This window comes from Allomuricauda sp. M10, assembly GCF_020782875.1.
Classification (GTDB): domain Bacteria; phylum Bacteroidota; class Bacteroidia; order Flavobacteriales; family Flavobacteriaceae; genus Flagellimonas.
In genome coordinates this window covers 87,507-106,197 of the sequence record NZ_JAJGBN010000002.1, presented here as the reverse complement: position 1 = coordinate 106,197, position 18,691 = coordinate 87,507, and the positions used below count along the sequence as shown (strand labels likewise).

Sequence of the window (18,691 nt, the reverse complement as noted above, 5' to 3'; positions counted from 1 at the left end):
GCGATGTACGAACACTTTTTTCAATGTCCGTATTGCTGGGAAGAGATTTCATTTCTTTTGGATACCTCTGTTTCCAACCAAACCTATGTTGAAGATTGTGAAGTTTGTTGTAACCCTATTGAGGTAACCGCAACCTTTGAGGACCAAGAGTTGGTAGGGTTTGAAGCCAGGGAATTGGGTCAATAGCTATTGATAAATCCTCACATAATCGATTTCATAGGTGGCCTCTGTGAAAGAATCCGGGACTTCACCACCCAAATTACCGCCTAGGGCAAGGTTAAGGATCAAATAATGTCCATGGTTGAAGGGTTTATCATCCCCGTTGGGCAATTCATGCACCAAATTGCCATCCACAAAGGTTTTGATACTTTTTTCGGTCCATTCCATGGAAAAAATATGGAATCCGTCTTCCGTTTCTGGAAAGGAAAGTGTCCCTCCTTCATTTTTATATTCCTTGGTATTCAGGTCGCCCCAATGAAAATGGGAAATGGTACTATTCTTATTCCATCCTGTTTGTTCCAAAATATCAATTTCCCCACATAACGGCCACCCCACTTTTCCGAATTGGTCGCCAAAATAATTGCCTGGTTCGTTCACGTTTTTTCCCAGAGTCCAAATGGCAGGCCATGTACCGGCTTCCGTTGGGAGTTTGGCCCTCACCTCTACTTTACCATAGGTAAACTCAAATTTGGCGTTCAATCGGGCAGAGGTATAGGATTTGGTGGAACCATCAACAGTATATGGCTCTTTGTAAGCCCTAATGAAGAGGGAACCATCTTTCACTTCCGAGTTTTTGATCCTGTTCGTGTAATGTTGCAGCTCACCATTGTACCATCCGCCATTTTCGGGTGGGATGATTTGATGATGCCATTTTTTGATATCCGGACTACCTGAATAATCAAATTCATCGGAAAAGACCAAGGTATTGAATGTGAAATTGGAAACGTCTGCAGTATATTTTTGGGAAGGGAACAAAAGCCCCAAGAAAAGGAAGCTTGTCCAAAGGAATGATGTTCTCAAATCTAAATGTATTGGATTAAGGTTGCCTATACTTAAAGATACTATTTATGATGAAACCTGAACAAATTAATACATTGTAGTTTGGCCACTAGGCACAAACGGATTCCTTACTTTTTTTCTTGGATATGCTTTTTTGGGCGTACAAAATGGCAATTCCGATTCCGGCCCCGATGCAGGCTAAAATAGCACCCACCACACTTGCATAGGTGACAGGAAGTCCAAAGACCATAGGAAGTCCACCAAAATAAGCTCCAGAGGCGTTGCCCATATTAAACGCGCTCTGGTTCATGGAAGAACCTAATTTCTCGGCTCCTTTGGCGGCTTTGATGATGGCAATCTGGATTGGTGCTGTCACGGAGAACGTAATCATACCCACAATAAAGCTGATTACAAAAACGGCGATAGTGTTACTGGCAAGAAAAGAGTTGATCAACAAAATAGTAGTCATGCTCAAGAGACTGATCACAACACATTTTACCGGAGGAAAATGTTCTACCATTCTGGCGCCTAAAAAATTACCTACGAACATGCCCACACCAGCTACGATCATCACGTAACCTACAGTAGCTTCGGATAAATTGGTGATGTTGATGACCAATGGGGCAATATAACTGTACCAAGCAAAAAATCCCCCTGTACCGATGGTAGTTAAGGCAATCAAAGCCCAAAGCTTTTTGCTTTTCAATCCTTCGGAAGCACTATTGGTGTTGGAAGCATCTGTTTCTTCCAAGGATTGTTTGGGCATCCAAAAATATAGACTGGCCAATGTTGCAATACCTGCTACTCCCACCAACATAAAGGAAAAACTCCAGTGCCATTCCTGACCGATATAGGTGCCAAGGGGCACCCCGATGATATTGGCCACCGTAAGCCCGGAAAACATAATGGCCATGGCCTGTGCAGCTTTACCGGCTTTTGCCAAGTATCCAGATACAACCGCTCCTATCCCAAAAAAGGCACCATGGGGCATACCCGACAAAAACCGGAATAACATCATCGTCCAATAGTTCCCTGAAAAGGAAGACAGTGTATTGAAAACTGTAAACCAAACCATGAGGAACAACAAGGTTTTCTTAGGGGAAAGTTTACTGGTAATCCTTGCCATGAATGGACCTCCAACCACAACACCCAAAGCATATATGGCAATGAAATGCCCCGCTTTGGAGATGGAAATGCCCATGGAATCTGCAATGTTGGGAAGAATTCCCATAATCACAAATTCCGTAAGGCCAATGCCAAAACCTCCGATGGCTAAGGACAGTAATGCCTTTTTATTGGTTGTATTCGAGTGGTTGTCCAAATTGGCTAGGTTTAAGGTTGAGGTTGAAACGAAAATGCAAAGGTACGAGGTAACCATCAATCTACTTACAACCATATTTACAATAATCTATTTGGGTTTACCCTGAAGAAAAACAAAAAGCCCTGTTTTGTATAAACAGGGCCTTCTAAGGTTGAGTTACATAGTATGCTAATTAATACACGGACTTGGATTTGGTCCGAATGGTCCGCGTACATCACCATCTGGTGTTTGGATGGTAAATACATGTTCCTCTTCAAATGCTCCACTGGTGTACGAAATCACCAACTGGCTTGTTCCTGCGGGAACATCCACATTAAACGTTGCGGCATCTCCGGAGGTAAAGGTGTAATTAGTAGAAACGCCATCTATTTCGAAGGTAACAAAGGCACCATCCCAACCATCCCCGAAAAGGTCCTGCATCTCAATGATCCAGGTTCCAGGTACGGTGGCATCAGAAATAGGAGAACATTTTACCAGAACAATAAAATTGAAAGCCTGCAATTGTTCCGGCTGCCCTGTTACGTTTGCGCTATAGTTGTCCACAGTGGTCACAGTACCATCCGTACCTGTGGATTTACCCAAGAAACGAATAAAATCCCCACCTGAAATATCGTCCACTGTAATGCCCAATGCACTGGCAATGTCGGTATAGGGGATGGAAATATCACTAGGAAATTGTGTAATGGTCGTCAAAGCAACGGTGTCAGTTGCCACCCCGCCAGATTCAATGCTAACACTAAGTTCCCATGAGGCTACATTGTCACTTGCATCATCCACGGTACCCGATAAGGAAGAAGTGGCCAAATCGCCCTTAGCAACAATGGTCTGATCCAGCTTTATACGAACATAAGGCGCCTTGGAATTATCCAAATCGAACACGTTGAGCGGGTTTTTGTCCTTGTCCTCACATGCGGCAAAAGCCAGCAGTACAATGAGAAAACCGAAAATATATTTAAAAGTACTTTTCATATTTGTCATTTTTAATATTTATCAATCAACAAAACCTTCAGGGTTGGTATCCCAAAACACGGGAGTGTCAGGGGCACTTTTCTGGGTGATGTTCGTATTGCTGTCTGCCGCAGTCTGGGAATACCACATGGACCTTAAAAAAGTTCCAGGATCCTGTAATGCAAAGGCAGGAGTCAAGTTATCTGGTTGACCTGTCCTTCGATACGTGTTATAGGCCTCTATTCCACTGCACCAAAGGGCAATGAAATATTGTTCTACAATGATGCGAAGTTTGTCAGTATCGTTGCCTGCATCATAATTGCCCAAAATTTCGGAAACGTGGTTGTCAATGGCAGTACTGGTTGGTTCAAATCCGCTTCCACTGGCGAGGGACGCTCCAAATTCAACTACGGTGCCGATGGATTGCCTAATTCCGGATTCCAAATAATCACGGGCATTTCCAGTGGTGTTCAAGGTCAAAGATGCCTCAGCCAACATGAAATAAGTATAGGAAGACATCATAATGGGCGAAATGCCCGCTCCTGCCAATCCTTCGCTCACTGCTGCAGATCCCGAGACATTCCTAAAGGAATCATCATCAAAAGGTCCACCGATCGGATAGGTTCCATGAAGAGTCCTAAAGGCATCATCAGGAGGGATACCATCGTTGTCCAAGTGATTCCTTCCCCAATAACCATCCAGGCCATTGGTGGCTGGCACAGTACAATATGGTTCGCTAGGATCCCACCAAGAGGGTAGGGAAATTTCGGTGACACATTCCTTGGTAATTACATCTGCGCCTGAGAAATCACTTTGTTGACGATAGAAATAATACCGAATCCTTGGATCGGGCTCACTGTATTGGTTGGCCATCAGGTTCATGTAGTAGTTGCAGGTATAGAAGTCGGAACTTGGCCCTGCACCATCGTAGTTGGCATCAAAATAAGGGTGCCTACTATCTGGGGACGCATTGTTGGTTCCCCATTGGAAAAAGAAATCATCAGCGGAGTCCATGATCAATTGGTTGCCACTGATCAATTCATTGATACGAGCCGTGGACACCGCCGCCCCAAATCCTTCTGCATTGGCAATGCGAGTTTGAAGGTACAGTTTAAGGCGCATGGTGTTTGCCACTTTGATCCATTGACTCTCATCTCCTTTATAGAACAAATCGTTCAGCGGAAGTGCTGTTTCATCTTTATTTAGATTGACGATGGCATCTAGCAAGAGTTGGTCGGCAGCCGCATAAATGGATGCCCCGGAATCCAGTTTTGGATTCAGGATACCTTCACCACCTTTTGCCGCTTCGGAATAAGGAACATCGCCAAAGAAATCGACCATGGACATCATTATATAAGCTTCCAAGATCTGGCCAATGGCAATATGGGTATATTGACCTGCTTCCTCCGCCAATGGGTTCATAGTGCGGATATCGATTAAGGCCCTTGCATACACATTGTCCCAGACCCTGTCAAAATTGGATGGATCGTAATTTTCACGATAGGTAGGACCAAATCCATGTTGTATACGAACGGGTTCCATTCCAAATTGGCTCAATCCGTTTTCTGCACGACCTTCTTCCCCGGAATGGATCTGGGCGGTCATCAATTGTATCTGATTTAAAAAGAAGTCAACACTCGCTTGTGATGGATTGAGGGCATTGGGGCTCTCAATAACATCGAGGGAGGTAGTCTCACAGCCCGCCAAAATGGCCAGGGCAACAAATGGGAGACAAATGATCTTTGATATTTTTTTCATAATGTATTTTTTAAAACGAGTTAGCTGTTTTTAAAATGAGGCCCTAACGGTGAGTCCATATCTTCTTGTGGAAGGTCCAGTGAAGAAATCGATTCCCTGTCCGTTGCCAACACCGGTACTGGAGGAGTTGGTGTCATACCGCACATCATCGGGGAAGTTTACCGCCTTGTACCAAAGGTTGGAACCGGAAAGGGTGAACGACATGCTTCCGAACGGCGTTTTGTCCAAAAATTTCTTCGGAAGGGAATAACCCAATGAAGCCTCTTGAAGCCTGATGGTAGTACCATCGTAAATGTTCACTTCGTTGATTCCTCCTGCGAAATAGGTGTTGAAACCGAACTCGGTAGAAGTAATGGCCACATTATTAGGCGTTCCATCTGCAAAAACCCCAGGAAGGATATAATTGGCTTCCCTGTCGATGGGCTTATCCGGATCTACCACTCCACGACCGATCAAACCGGCTGTGGTCACAGAATACACATCGCCACCGTGTCTGTATTGTAAATTGGCAGAAAGTGAGAATCCTTTATAGGTGAAGGTCGGAATCAATCCTGTGGTCCAATCTGGATTGGGGTCACCAATTTCGGTGATGTTGTTGTTCACCAAATATTGACCGTTGTTGCCAACCACTTTGTTTCCGTTGTCGTCCCTAAGAATGGTGGAACCCAAGAAAACACCGAATGGTCTTCCCTCAACGGCATAGTTGGCAGCCTCGCCGGAGATAGCAAAGGTCAATAGGATATTGTTGGTGCCCTCGGCTAGATCGGTTACAATGGTTTCATTGGCAGTGAAGTTACCTGCCAAGTTAAATCCAAAACCTGCTTCGCTTTCCCTTAAGATGTTGAGGTCATAATCCACTTCCACACCTTTGGTCTCCACTTCCCCGATATTCACAAAAGTGGAACGGAAACCTGTGGAACTATCCAGGGTACGGTTGGTGATCAAATCTTTGGTCGATTTTTTGAAAAGGCTCACGTTGAAATTCAACCTATTGAACAATCTGGTATCCAGGCCTATTTCCAATTCTTGGACTTTTTCTGGCGACAAATCCCTATTTCCTAATACATCGGAAACGGAATTGCCCGAGACGACATTTCCATTGAGGTCAACAAAAGTCCTAGCACCCAAAGTCAACACATCCCTTGTATTGAAGGGTGTAGGGAATCCGGCCGATGAACCATAGCCCAATCGAACCTTGGCGTAGTTAAGCGCATTTCCTTGAATGGCAGGAAAAGCAGTTGTTGGAATGAACGAAAGGCTGGCCCCAGGATAAAAGAGAGAGTTGTTCTCAGTTTCCAAGGTGGAAGACCAGTCGTTTCTGCCCACAACGTTCAAATAGAGCAAATCTTTGTAGGAAACGGTAGCGTCTAAATAAACACCCACTAGGTTTTCCTCAAAATTTTGGTTGAGGTTGGCCCCGGAAAACGAGTTCACCGAGGATGGGGTGGTAAAGTTGTAATGTTCCAAAACCCCGAATACCAACTGTCCTTGACTCTCAATACCGTCCTGTGCATAGGTATCCCTTCTGCTGTTGGCACCAAAGGTGGCGGTCAGGTTAAGGTCCTCAGACAAGCTTTTTTCGGCACTCAATATCAAGTCATGGTTCCAAATGGAATTCCGTACGGAAGTGGTTCTCAAAATACCCAAGGTAGGTCCATCTACACCTCCTCTGTTTTGCCCGTAGGAGTTTAATTCTGTATAAGTATCCAACCCAACTCGATAGGTCAGGTTCATCCAATCGTTCAAAGCGTAGCTCATGGACATGTTGCCGGTGAAACGGTCGGTTTCCTGTGATGTTTTGGAGTTGGCTACGGTCCAATATGGATTTTGGATATCATTACCGGAGCGGTAATACACACTTCGACCGTCAACGGCCTGGTAAGGGATATTGGTAAGGTCTACACTGATCGGAGTGTAAAGTACATCCCCAAAAATGGCAGAACCATTAAAGGCAGCTCCACTTCCCGTACTCACCGCATTAGGTGGCGATTTGTAACCCGTTCTTGCAAAGTTGAATACACCGGAAACGGTAAAATTGTTCGATAGTTTGGCATTGCCCCCTAAGCTAAAATTGTTTCGCAACAATCGGTTGCCACGGGTTACCCCTATATCTTCGGTACGGCCATAATTGGCGTTGAAACTGATTTTCTCCGAACCACCGCGGACATTTACCGAGGTGCTGTACACATATCCCGTTCTAAAAAATTCTTCAACCCCGTTGTATGGTTTATACGGATATTCGTCATCCAACAAATCTTCAAAACCAGCAATCAAGGTTGGGTCTGCCATATAGTTGAAGGGATGTCTTAAAATGGCTTCTCCATTGGGTCCTGTACCGATGTACTGCCCTGCACTGGCAATTCCATCATCGTCGGTGCGATCAAATCGAGGTCCCCAGTTACTGAAGAAGTACCCAAAACCTTGATGGAATCCACCTCCATAATTTTGCTGGAATTTGGGCAAAACCGCATTCGACATGAAAACCGATTGGGTCACGTTCACTTCGGTCTTGGTAGGGGCATCACCGGAAGCGGCACCTTTGGTGGTGATCAAAATTACCCCATTTCTACCCCGGTTACCATAAAGTACGGTGGCACTCAAACCTTTCAATACGCTTACGCTGGCAATATTGTTGGGGTCAAGGTCCAAAAATCGGCTCGATTCCGTGTTGCCGTCCAAAAAGTTGGTTTGGGTGTTGGTGCCAGAATCAAAAGGGATACCATCAACTATGAACAAAGGTTGATTGGATTGTGTGGCCGATGAGTATCCCCTGATGATGATATTGGTGCCGGAACCGGACAGTCCGTTGTTGGAGGTAATGTTGACCCCCGCCACCTTTCCGTTCAGAACCCTGGCGATGTCCGCCTCTGGTCGGGCCTCCACCTTTTCAGATTCTACCGTGGTTACCGCATAACCCAAAGAGCGTTTTTCCCTTACGATACCTTGGGCGGTGACCACTACTTCTTCCAATTGGGATGCATCTTCTTCCATCTGAACATTGATGGTGCTTTCGGCACCTACGCTGCGTTCAATGGTCCGTTGTCCCAAATAGGAGAAAACCAGTACATCTCCCGTACTGGCAGACAAACGATATTGTCCATCAAAATCGGATTGTGTTCCATTGGATGTGCCCTTCACAATAATGTTTACCCCGGGCAAGGGTACACCATCTTGGTCCGTGACCGTTCCGGTGACCGTTTTTTCTTGAGCATAGGCAAAAGCCATGGTCAGGCACAAGGCCAGAAGTGCTCCAAACAGATTCTTTACTTTCATACGAATAAAGTTTTGTTAGTAATTGAATTGAGTCAGGCAACTGAGAAAGGTGGGCGGAGCTAGGAAAAAATGATAGCTAATTCAAATAGTACTTCTGGGAAGAGAACAAAACTTAATGGATTCTGTTTTTTTAGAAGTAAGGCCTCTCACCGCCCTACCTTTACAATTGCATAACAAATCAACCCATTAAAACACGGGGAGGGGTACTTTTAAAACGGCAAGTACCCTAAAAATAAGGGCGCCCATGGGGAAGGACTTTTTTTAACATTTGTGGATTTGATGGTTTTGAGAGAAGGACTAAAAACAAAAAGACCCCTTCAAAAATGAAGAGGTCCTTTACCGAATTGAGGAGAAATGGACATGTTTACTGTTGCCTATGCCATTTGTACGTCATATTCGTAACCGACTATATTTCTATAATCGTTTGGACTTAGTCCGGTGACTTTTTTGAATGATGAATAAAAACTGTTCTTACTATTAAAACCAACTTCGTACATGATGGCCTTTACACTTAGTTCTGGGTCCTTTTCCAAAAGGATTTTTGCCTCTTGAATACGATACTCATTTAAAAAGGAGTAAAAGTTTTTGGCAAAATACGTGTTGATTACTTGGGAAACCTTGTATCGATTATGTTGAATATGGTCCGCAAGGTCATCCAGTCCAAGGGCATTGTTCCGATAAAGATGGTCTTCTTCCAGTGCTATTTGGATTTTCTGTTTAATGGATGCGGCCTGTTCCCTTGTGAGTCCCGATTTCTTGTACTTTTTACAGGAGGATTTTTCCGGAATCCTCATGGACTTTTCTTCGTCCAAGTACCTAGATAGGATTTTAGTTAGTAGTCGTTTCATTGTTCGATGATTTTGATTGATGACCACTAGTTAGGAAGAATCCTTGTTAATTTGGGTGTTCCCGATAAGAGTTTACCTTGTTTTGATGGTTCCCAAATACTGACTCGGGGTAAGATTGGTGTCTTTTTTAAAGGCCTTGTTGAACGAAACTTTATTGTTGTATCCAACCTCGTAAGCTATGTCTATAATGTTGCGTTCATTTTCGTTTTCCAGTAATTCCTTGGCATCGTTTATTCGATGACTGTTTACAAACTCATGAAAGCTCATGTTAAAGTGCTCGTTGATCAGTTGCGAGGCATTGTGGCGTGTAGTGCCCAATTTTTCAGCCACCAGATCTAAACTGATATCGTTCCTTCGGTATAATTTCTCGTGGTGAAAAATGGAGTGAAGATTTTCCTTTAGTTCTTGTGACAGACTTTCGGTTAATCCTGATTTCACGTATTTGGGAAACAAGATATTGGTATAATCGTATTGCCCACTAAACACATTGGGCTGTACGTTGGCTGCATAACCAATATAAAGTACCATGGTGCTCATTAAAACAATGGGGGCATGAAATAGGAATCCACTGTTTTTGCCGGCCATAATGGAAAGTCCATAAACTAAATAGATGACTACATAACTTACATGGATACCATACATGTTTTTTTGCCAAATCCGTGTTTTTTTGGCGAGTCCGTTTTTATTTCTGACGATGATCAAATGCACGAAATAGGCATAAATCGCTAATGAAATGGCCTTTATGATGACCATTAAGGTCAATTTTGTGGAATCGCCAGGGTTCAGGCCTTGTTGTAACCTTGTAAGCATTTGGTCTATTTTTTCAGGGCCACTAAAAGCATAGACAAAAAAGATCATATAGATCAATAGCCCCACTGTTGGCAGAAAATGCCAAATATCTGTCCATTTGAACTCACTGGATTTGGCCACCCTTCTAAAATAAAAGAAAAGCAGTGGGCCATATAAAAAGGAGGACCAAGTGGACATTAAATAGGTGTGTGGAAATTCAAAAACGTAGTTGGTGTTGTTCACGCAGATGTTCAAAATGAACAGGGAGTGAATAAAAACAAACAAAGAAATCAGGATCCTGGCCTGTAGATCAATGTTTTTGTTCAACAAGAGCACGAACATCACATAAAACCCAATAATGGAAACAAAGAAGTACAAAATGGACCAAGCGGAAATTTTGGGCAAAACTGAACCTGACAGTTTTTTGAATTCTTCGGTTTCCCTAATTTCATCAAAGTCTTCATGCTGAAGGAAATTGGGTTGAAAATCGATCTTAAAATAATCGTAGATGTGGGATACCGATTCTTTGGATTGATGTAGGGCGGCTTCACTTAAGGCTAATTTTTTTAAGGAATGAACCTTTTCAGGAGTATCCAATTCCTCTAAACTCTTTTCATAGAGTGGAATGGCTTTTTCGTATCGGTGAATATTATAATAGTAATCTGCCCATTCGATGGAATCCTGAAAAGTTAGGTTATAGAATTCCTTGCCATTTATTGCGTTGGGAGCATTCCCATGTAAACAAACAACATAGCACAATAGTAAAGTGAAGACAATATTTTTGGAAAATTGCCCCATTTTGATTGATGATGAATTAGCGTTGTTAACAATTTAGTGAAAACAACCGTTAAATTCGTTAATGAACTATAAAAATAGGTAAGCCCCGATAATAATTTACTCTGAAAATCTAATTATTTAAGCCAATTTTGAAAGTCGGGATGCTATTTTTCAAATGTCAGTTGTCACAGTATTAAATTTAATATAAGGCTTACTTAAACGTTTGTTGCACTTTTTCTTGAGGTCGGTTTAACAAAATTGGTATTCTAAGAAAAGCTACCAAACATCACCCTAGACTCATTACAATCTCATTTATTGGCAAGTGGTTTCTGTACATGTTGGATAAAACTAGATCCCTAGGTTAGGGACAGGTTATGCGATCTGATTTCGCTTTACCGCTTCTCTTTTGTAATAGTGTTGCGGAATCCTTATGGTAGTTTTAGTCAGAGCACAAAATTGTTAAATGTATTGGATGGGAACCATTCAAAATTTTTAAAAGCTAAATGTAAAATGACATTTTCTTCGGTTCCTTGTAGTCATGTATCTATTTTATAATCAATGATATAGAATAGGTCTAATTTAATGGGTAAAGCTTTTCTTTTTCATTTCCATTTCGATATCCCATTAAAAATGTGTTCCTTAGTTACCTTTCAAAATAGGTTAATATAATCTGGCCAGTGACTTTCAAATCTAAAATAGCATATACAATTATCGTTTTGATAGCGGTATTGACGGTTTTATTTTTTTGGGTTTATCAAGGGAAAGAAGAAGTCTATCAAACCGTGGCAAAAGTAATGCCTACCCATTACAACGGGGAACAATTTGCAGGATCGGAAACGTGTATCGCCTGTCACCAAGATATTTATAAAAGCCACATACAAACACCTCATTTTAAAACGTCGGCATTGGCCAGCCCCGAAACATTAAAGGGTACTTTCGATAGCTCTGCCCATGGGGTTGATCTAATCGATGCCGTTGCAAAAATTGAGCAAGATGGGGAGGATTTTTATCAGATCATAACATCCAAATCAACAGGCAAGGTTTTGGATAGATCCCGATTGGACATTGTTGTAGGCTCAGGTGTTAAGGGACAATCGTATTTGTCTTTCAACGATGATTTTCTCACACAACTTCAGGTATCTTATTTTACCCTCACCGATGATTTTATCAATAGTCCTGGTTATCCTAACTACAAGTTTGTCCGGTCTGTGACCGATAATTGTATCAAATGCCATGTAACCTTTGCCAAGAATGGGGATTTTAAGGGAAACACCAATATTTATGAGAGAGAATCCTTTATGTATGGCATCGACTGCGAGCGTTGCCATGGTCCGTTAAAAAAGCATGTGGATTTCAGGACAGGACAGCTTGACCAAAACAATATAGACCCTGTGGTTAGGATAGATTCCCTAGCACGCCAGTTAAAAATGGATGTTTGCGTGCAGTGCCATTCCGGGTTGCGTGCCATACAGATCAAGGACAATCCGTTTTCCTTTGTTGCTGGCGAACGTTTGGACAAATATGCCAAAAACTACAATTTTGGTCGTACGCAGGCAGAGTTGGATGTTCATGGCAATCAATATGGCCTGTTAACTAGTAGTGAATGCTTTAAAAATTCGGATACAATGACCTGCACCACCTGTCATGATCCTCATCAAAAACAGCGGGGAGATGCACAACATTTTAACTCAAAATGTATTGAATGCCACTCGTCACCTAAAGAACTGCACACTGCTCAGGATTTTAATACATCCCAACCTACCAATTGCATCAGTTGCCATATGCCACTTTTTCCATCCCAGACCATGATGGTGAAATTGGGAAATGACAACAAGGAAACCTCGGTGGATATCCGCACCCATCTTATCGGGATCTATGTGGATGGAGTGCTTCAAAAGCGCAGATAAATCTCCATGTTCGGTCAGGGTTTAAAAAAATCATACCCTTTCAAAAATTTCTAAAAACCACTATTCTTTATAAAATTCTTGAATTTGGGTCTATTTTATTCCCAACTCCTCAAGATTCTTTGGTCATAATACTATTTTCCCTAACAAATTTTTCAAAGAAAAGGTATGATGCAGATCAAAGAAGCACCAGAATTTTATGATGTGATCATAGTGGGTTCTGGCGCTGGAGGGGGCATGGCGACCAAACAATTGGCCGACGCCGGACTGAATGTGGCTGTAGTGGAAGCAGGTCCATTTTTTGACCCGGCCGACCCCAAAACCATGACCCAATTGAAGTGGCCCTACGAGTCGCCCAACAGAGGCGCAGGAACCACAAGGGCTTTTGGTGGCTGGGATATGGCCTATGGTGGCTGGGAGATTGAAGGGGAACCTTATACCCATGAACCTGGAACAAAGTTTGACTGGTTCCGTTCCCATATGTTGGGTGGTAGAACCAATCACTGGGGAAGGATTTCCCTGCGTTTTGGGCCAAAGGATTTTAAAGGAAAAACCCGTGACGGTCATGGGGACGATTGGCCCATCGGTTATGATGATGTAAAACCCTATTACGATAAAGTGGACAAACTTATCGGGGTGTACGGGACCAATGAAGGATTGGAGAATGATCCCGATGGATTTTTTCTGCCTCCACCAAAACCAAGACTGCATGAGCTTTTCTACATTAACGGAGCCCAAAAATCTGGAGTGCCCGTAATCCCTGGTCGACTTTCCATGTTGACCAAGCGGATAAACAAGGATAGGGGCGTTTGTTTTTACTGCGGACAATGTTCCCGGTCTTGTTCTGTTTATGCCGATTTCTCATCAGGTAGTTGCTTGATATTCCCAGCGCAAAAAAGTGGGGGAAAAGTCAAAATTTATGTCAATTCCGTTGTGCGGGAAGTAACCACGGACGAAGAAGGAAAGGCAACTGGGGTGTCTTACATCAGCAAGGATGATAGAAAGGAATATAAACTAAGGGGCAGGGTTGTGGTACTTGCCGCTTCTGCCTGTAGTTCTGCCCGTATTCTGCTGAATTCCAAGAGCAAACAACATCCCAATGGATTGGGTAACAGTAGTGATCATGTGGGTAGATACCTTCATGATTCAACCGGAGCAAGTCGCGCAGCATTTGTTCCGGCCCTTATGAACCGAAAAGTTTCTTATAACGAAGATGGAACCGGGGGTATGCACGTGTATTCTCCATGGTGGGGCGATAATAGCAAATTGGATTTTCCACGTGGTTACCATATTGAAGTAGGGGGAGGAATGCGCCAACCCAATTACGGATTCGGATTTGATGCCAATGAATTCAACAAGTTTTTTGGACTTAATGTTGGGGGGTATGGTGATGTTTTACGGGATGATGTGAAAAAATATTACGGATCTGTGGTGCACATGGCAGGTAGGGGGGAAAGTATCGCCCGAAAGGAAAATTACTGTGAGATCGACCCCACGACGGTTGATCAGTTCGGGATTCCGGTACTTAAATTCAATTACAAGTGGTCTGACCTAGAGGTAAAACAGGCCAAGCATATGCAGGACACTTTTGAGGAGATCATCCATAACATGGGTGGCGAACCTTTGGGGGACAAACCTTCGGCAGATGTTGATTATGGACTGCTCACACCGGGGCGAATCATACATGAAGTGGGCACCACTAGGATGGGTGATGATCCCAAAACTTCGGTTACCAACAAATTCAACCAATTGCATGATGTGGACAATGTATTTGTTGTGGATGCCGGGCCATTTACATCCCAAGCGGATAAGAACTGTACCTGGACCATTTTGGCACTTTCATGGCGAGCCTCGGACTACATCATTGAACAATTGAAACAACAAAACCTATAGGAAATGGACAGAAGAAAAAGTATACAAACCATCATTATGGGGGCTGGTGCTTCTGCCCTAATGTTTCATGGTTGCAAGACCGATACGGAGATTGAGGTGCCTGCGGCATCGGATGATGCTTATTTTGGAAGGACCTCGGAAGAATTGGAACGCATAGAAAAACTGAAGGCCATCCGGTTGTTCAATGAGCATGAAATGGAGACCATCACCCTTTTGAGCACCATCATTTTGCCTCCAAAAGAGCCCCATGGGGGACCCATTGAAGCCGAGGTTCCCGAATTCATTGAGTTCATTTCCAAAGATATTCCTGAACTGGAACTCACCTTAAAGGGTGGACTTATGTGGCTCGATCATCAATGCAATACCCATTTTGATAAAGAATTCAAAACCGCATCGCTGGAACAACAAAAGCAAATTTTGGACACCATTGCATTTCAGGATGCAGAAATTCCATTGGATGAACAGCCTTTGGAAATTCAATTTTTTGCCTTGATGCGAAACTTGACTGTGACTGGATATTATACGTCCAAAGTAGGAATTGCCGATTTGGGATATAAAGGAAACCAGCCCAATGTTTGGGATGGTGTTCCCCAAGATGTGCTCGATCAACATGGTGTGGCCTATGATTCTGTTTGGATAGCCAAATGTGTGGACCAAAGTAAGCGCAACGAAATTGCGGAATGGGACGAACAAGGGAATCTATTGACCTGATTGAAATAATCGGGACGGGGTTTTTAAAACACGACCTTCGATTGATTTTAAGAAATTTATTTCCAAAAGCACAAAAACAAGAATGATTTATTATAAAATTCATGAATTTGAAGGCTTATAATAGTGTATATCTCAACAAGTATAGCCTTTAAAAATTAAGTTTACCATACACAAACTGTATGTTTTTTCCATCTGTCGGAGATGATGGAATCTCAATTGATTAACTAACACAAACCTAAAATTGAACTTATGAAAAAACCTTTTTTCAAGAGAATTATTTTTTTGGCCGCTGTACTTTGTATGGGTTTTGCACAAGCCCAAACGGTAACGGGTACGGTGTCTGATGAGACGGGGCCCTTACCGGGGGCCAATGTTCTGGTCAAGGGAACAACCAATGGAACCCAGACCAATTTTGACGGGAATTTTAGCATCGATGCCCCTAGCGATGCAACATTGGTAATCAGTTACATCGGATATAAAACGATGGAAGTGGCCGTCAATGGTCAAAGCACAATTAATGTTACCATGGAAGAAGACGCCAACCGATTGGATGAAATCGTGGTAACGGGTTACGGCTCACAGGCCAAGAAAGATTTGACCGGTGCAGTAACGGTTGTGGATACCGATGAGTTGAAATCGGTTCCTGCCACTACCTTTTCGCAACAATTGCAAGGTAGGGCCGCAGGGGTAACCATTGTCAACGATGCCCGTCCAGGTGGTGAGGCTACGGTACGTATCCGTGGTTTTGGTACATTGGGTAACAACGACCCCCTCTACATCATAGACGGTGTGCCATCCCAACGCCAATCTAACCTGAACCCAAATGATATAGAATCACTACAGGTATTGAAAGATGCCTCTTCTGCTTCCATTTATGGTTCTAGGGCGGCTAACGGGGTTATCATCATCACTACCAAAAAAGGAAAAATGGGGAAACCCACCATAACCTATAATACGTACTATGGTATTCAGTCCCCTGCAAAAGATGCGGAATCATTGAACGCTGAAGAACTCGGAAGATACTTGTATTTGGCCGATCTATACGCTGGTAAGACACCAAGCCATGGCCAGTATACTTTTGGACCTAATGGCGAGGTAACCATTCCAGACTATGTATTCCCTAGTGGTGCCAATGAAGGCGATGCTGGTACGGATCCAAGTCTTTATGCCTTGGAACCAGGTAATATTTATGCCATTACCCGTTCCGCCGATACCAACTGGTGGGATGCAGTAACAAGATCGGCGCCAATTCAAAGCCATAACATTTCGGCTTCGGGAGCAACAGAAGCTGCACGTTATGCCTTTAGTCTTGGTTATTTCTCTCAAGAGAGTATCGTGAAGTTCGCGAGCTATGATAGGGTGTCCTTGAGGGCCAATACAGAGTTTAGAACGTTGAACAAGAAATTGACCATTGGGGAAAATTTCACGACTTCCTTTGATAACCTAAAAGGAAACGTTTCCAATGATGATGAGCAAAGCCCGGTTTCCGGTGCTTACAAGCACCATCCATTGCTTCCCATTTATGATATTGCCGGTAATTTTGCGGGTAGTAGGGGAGCCAACCTAGGAAACAACTTTAACCCATATGCACGACTACATAGAGATCAAGATGATAGAAGATACGGTCTACGACTACTGGGGAATGCTTATGCAAACTATGAGTTGATTCCAGGACTTGATCTACGTACCAGTTTTGGTGTGGATGCAAGGGTGCAAAGAGTAAAGAATTTGGACCGTCCACAGCCTGAATATGTAGAGGGTAACTTTATCCGTAGTTCCGAAGCTAGAGAGCAATATGAATATCAGTGGACATGGACCAATACATTGACCTATGCCAAAACCTTTAATGAAGTTCATAATTTCAAGGCGTATGTAGGTGTGGAATCCATTCAACAGTTTGAAGAACGTTTTGAGGCACGTCGTGAACGATATGCTTTCGGGACCACCAATATTTTGAGCTATTTGGATTTGGGTGATGCCACTACGGCAACCAACAGAGGATATGTATTTCAGGATTATTCATTATGGTCGCAATTCGGTCAGTTGAACTATGACTATGACGGAAAATATTTAGCCCAGGTTATCTTGAGGAACGATTCCTCGTCCAGGTTCCAACAAGCTTCCAGAAGTGCATTTTTCCCTGCCTTTAGTTTGGGTTGGAGGATGTCAGATGAAAAATTCATGGATAATGTTACGTGGATTGACAACTTAAAACTTCGTTATGGTTGGGGTAAAACAGGTAACCAGCAAATTGGTGACTACAATGCCTACACAACCTATCGTTCGGATATCTTAACTGGAGGTTATCCAATTGATGGTTCCACTGGTTCTCCACAGATTGGATTCGCTCCAAGAGCTTTCGGAAATCCAAATGCCAAGTGGGAGGCCACAACTTCTAACAACATCGGTATGGACTTGGTAATGTTGAACAATAAGTTGTCTGTTAACCTAGATGTTTGGAAAAGGGTTACTACCGACATGTTGATCAACGTTCCAGTTACCTATACGGCAGGACAAGCAGATGAACCAGCTTTTAACGTTGGGCAAATGACCAATAAGGGTATCGATTTGGGAATCAGTTATGGGGATAAGAAAGGAGATTTCTCCTATGAGGTAAGTGCCAACATTTCTACTTACAAGAACAATGTTGATGCTCTTGAAGGAGAAAGCACCCGTATTTTTGGTCAAAGTAGAAGGATTCCGGCTTTGTCTATCACCGAAGCAGGTTCACCATTGTCTTCTTTCTATGGATTCAAAAACCTAGGAATTTTCCAATCACAAGCAGAGGCCGATGCTTGGGCTCCATATGGTGATTATAATGCGCCAGGTAAATTTAGAGTGGCAGACATTAACAACGATGGCGTCATCAATGATGATGACCGTACCATTATTGGTAGTCCACACCCTGATTTTACTTATGGTATCAACATTAATTTGAGCTATAAAAATTTGGATTTGAACATCTTTGGTAACGGATCACAAGGTAACGATGTGTTCAACTACGTAAGGTATTTTGCTGACTTCAACACCTTCCAAGGGAACAGAAGTAGAAGGGCACTTTTTGATGCATGGCAACCGACCAATCCAACGGCTGATCCTAGTACTTGGGTTGCTGCCAATCCTGGTGCCACATCGCCTATCATGGATGCCAATGACCAGATCAGCAGTAGGCCTTCTTCCTATTTGATCGAAGATGGTAGTTTCTTCAGGTTGAAAAACATTCAGTTGACCTATAACTTTCCTGAGAAAATTATATCTACCATTGGTTTGGACAGGGCCCAAGTATATGTACAGGCACAGAACATAGCCACCTTCACCAAATACACAGGTCTTAACCCCGAAGTTCAATTGAGCAACGCGGATGACTCAAGAAGGAATCTTACCCTAGGTTATGATGGAGGTTCCCAGCCAGTGGCCAAAACAATAAGTTTGGGGTTAAATGTTACACTTAAATAACGAAAACTAATGTT

At 43.0% G+C, this 18,691-nt stretch carries 12 protein-coding genes; 5 read left to right on the top strand and 7 right to left on the bottom strand.

Annotated features, from left to right (window positions below; all coding sequences use genetic code 11):
- The first annotated feature begins 3 nt into the window (after window positions 1-3).
- Window positions 4-186, top strand: coding sequence for a CPXCG motif-containing cysteine-rich protein (locus LKX84_RS05650; protein WP_228236164.1), 183 nt, complete (start codon window positions 4-6; stop codon window positions 184-186).
- Here LKX84_RS05650 and LKX84_RS05645 read toward each other — a convergent pair whose 3' ends face one another.
- From LKX84_RS05645 to LKX84_RS05615, 7 genes are all read right to left on the bottom strand, one after another.
- Window positions 187-1,020, bottom strand: coding sequence for a family 16 glycosylhydrolase (locus LKX84_RS05645; protein WP_228236163.1), 834 nt, complete (start codon window positions 1,018-1,020; stop codon window positions 187-189).
- Window positions 1,021-1,108: 88 nt separating this feature from the next.
- Window positions 1,109-2,320, bottom strand: a complete 1,212-nt coding sequence (locus LKX84_RS05640; protein WP_228236162.1) for an MFS transporter — start codon at window positions 2,318-2,320, stop codon at window positions 1,109-1,111.
- Window positions 2,321-2,488: 168 nt separating this feature from the next.
- Window positions 2,489-3,289 (bottom strand): hypothetical protein, encoded by an 801-nt coding sequence (locus tag LKX84_RS05635; protein WP_228236161.1) that lies wholly within the window; start codon window positions 3,287-3,289, stop codon window positions 2,489-2,491.
- 21 nt (window positions 3,290-3,310) lie between these two features.
- Window positions 3,311-5,026, bottom strand: coding sequence for a SusD/RagB family nutrient-binding outer membrane lipoprotein (locus tag LKX84_RS05630; protein WP_228236160.1), 1,716 nt, complete (start codon window positions 5,024-5,026; stop codon window positions 3,311-3,313).
- A 30-nt stretch (window positions 5,027-5,056) separates the two neighbouring features.
- A complete protein-coding gene (locus LKX84_RS05625) occupies window positions 5,057-8,299 on the bottom strand; it encodes a SusC/RagA family TonB-linked outer membrane protein (RefSeq protein ID WP_228236159.1) in 3,243 nt (1,080 codons plus the stop codon).
- 374 nt (window positions 8,300-8,673) lie between these two features.
- Window positions 8,674-9,147, bottom strand: a complete 474-nt coding sequence (locus LKX84_RS05620) for a helix-turn-helix domain-containing protein (protein WP_228236158.1) — start codon at window positions 9,145-9,147, stop codon at window positions 8,674-8,676.
- 72 nt (window positions 9,148-9,219) lie between these two features.
- A complete protein-coding gene (locus LKX84_RS05615; protein ID WP_228236157.1) occupies window positions 9,220-10,734 on the bottom strand; it encodes an AraC family transcriptional regulator in 1,515 nt (504 codons plus the stop codon).
- A gap of 761 nt (window positions 10,735-11,495) precedes the next feature.
- Between LKX84_RS05615 and LKX84_RS05610 the strand changes: the two genes are divergently transcribed.
- The 4 genes from LKX84_RS05610 to LKX84_RS05595 all read left to right on the top strand — a co-directional run bounded on the left by LKX84_RS05610 (window position 11,496) and on the right by LKX84_RS05595 (window position 18,677).
- Window positions 11,496-12,620 carry a multiheme c-type cytochrome gene (locus tag LKX84_RS05610; protein ID WP_228236156.1) on the top strand — a complete coding sequence of 375 codons (1,125 nt, stop codon included), beginning with the start codon at window positions 11,496-11,498 and terminating at the stop codon, window positions 12,618-12,620.
- A gap of 168 nt (window positions 12,621-12,788) precedes the next feature.
- A complete protein-coding gene (locus LKX84_RS05605) occupies window positions 12,789-14,510 on the top strand; it encodes a GMC family oxidoreductase (RefSeq protein ID WP_228236811.1) in 1,722 nt (573 codons plus the stop codon).
- Between the two features lie 3 nt (window positions 14,511-14,513).
- A complete protein-coding gene (locus LKX84_RS05600; protein WP_228236155.1) occupies window positions 14,514-15,221 on the top strand; it encodes a gluconate 2-dehydrogenase subunit 3 family protein in 708 nt (235 codons plus the stop codon).
- A gap of 249 nt (window positions 15,222-15,470) precedes the next feature.
- Window positions 15,471-18,677, top strand: coding sequence for a SusC/RagA family TonB-linked outer membrane protein (locus LKX84_RS05595; RefSeq protein WP_228236154.1), 3,207 nt, complete (start codon window positions 15,471-15,473; stop codon window positions 18,675-18,677).
- The last annotated feature ends 14 nt before the right edge of the window (window positions 18,678-18,691 follow it).

Bases quoted from the DNA above. Each gene is read 5' to 3' on its own strand.
- LKX84_RS05650 (WP_228236164.1), top strand. From the start codon at position 4: ATGTACGAACACTTTTTTCAATGTCCGTATTGCTGGGAAGAGATTTCA.
- LKX84_RS05635 (WP_228236161.1), bottom strand. From the start codon at position 3,289: ATGAAAAGTACTTTTAAATATATTTTCGGTTTTCTCATTGTACTGCTG.
- LKX84_RS05630 (WP_228236160.1), bottom strand. From the start codon at position 5,026: ATGAAAAAAATATCAAAGATCATTTGTCTCCCATTTGTTGCCCTGGCC.
- LKX84_RS05625 (WP_228236159.1), bottom strand. From the start codon at position 8,299: ATGAAAGTAAAGAATCTGTTTGGAGCACTTCTGGCCTTGTGCCTGACC.
- LKX84_RS05620 (WP_228236158.1), bottom strand. From the start codon at position 9,147: ATGAAACGACTACTAACTAAAATCCTATCTAGGTACTTGGACGAAGAA.
- LKX84_RS05615 (WP_228236157.1), bottom strand. From the start codon at position 10,734: ATGGGGCAATTTTCCAAAAATATTGTCTTCACTTTACTATTGTGCTAT.
- LKX84_RS05605 (WP_228236811.1), top strand. From the start codon at position 12,789: ATGCAGATCAAAGAAGCACCAGAATTTTATGATGTGATCATAGTGGGT.
- LKX84_RS05600 (WP_228236155.1), top strand. From the start codon at position 14,514: ATGGACAGAAGAAAAAGTATACAAACCATCATTATGGGGGCTGGTGCT.
- LKX84_RS05595 (WP_228236154.1), top strand. From the start codon at position 15,471: ATGAAAAAACCTTTTTTCAAGAGAATTATTTTTTTGGCCGCTGTACTT.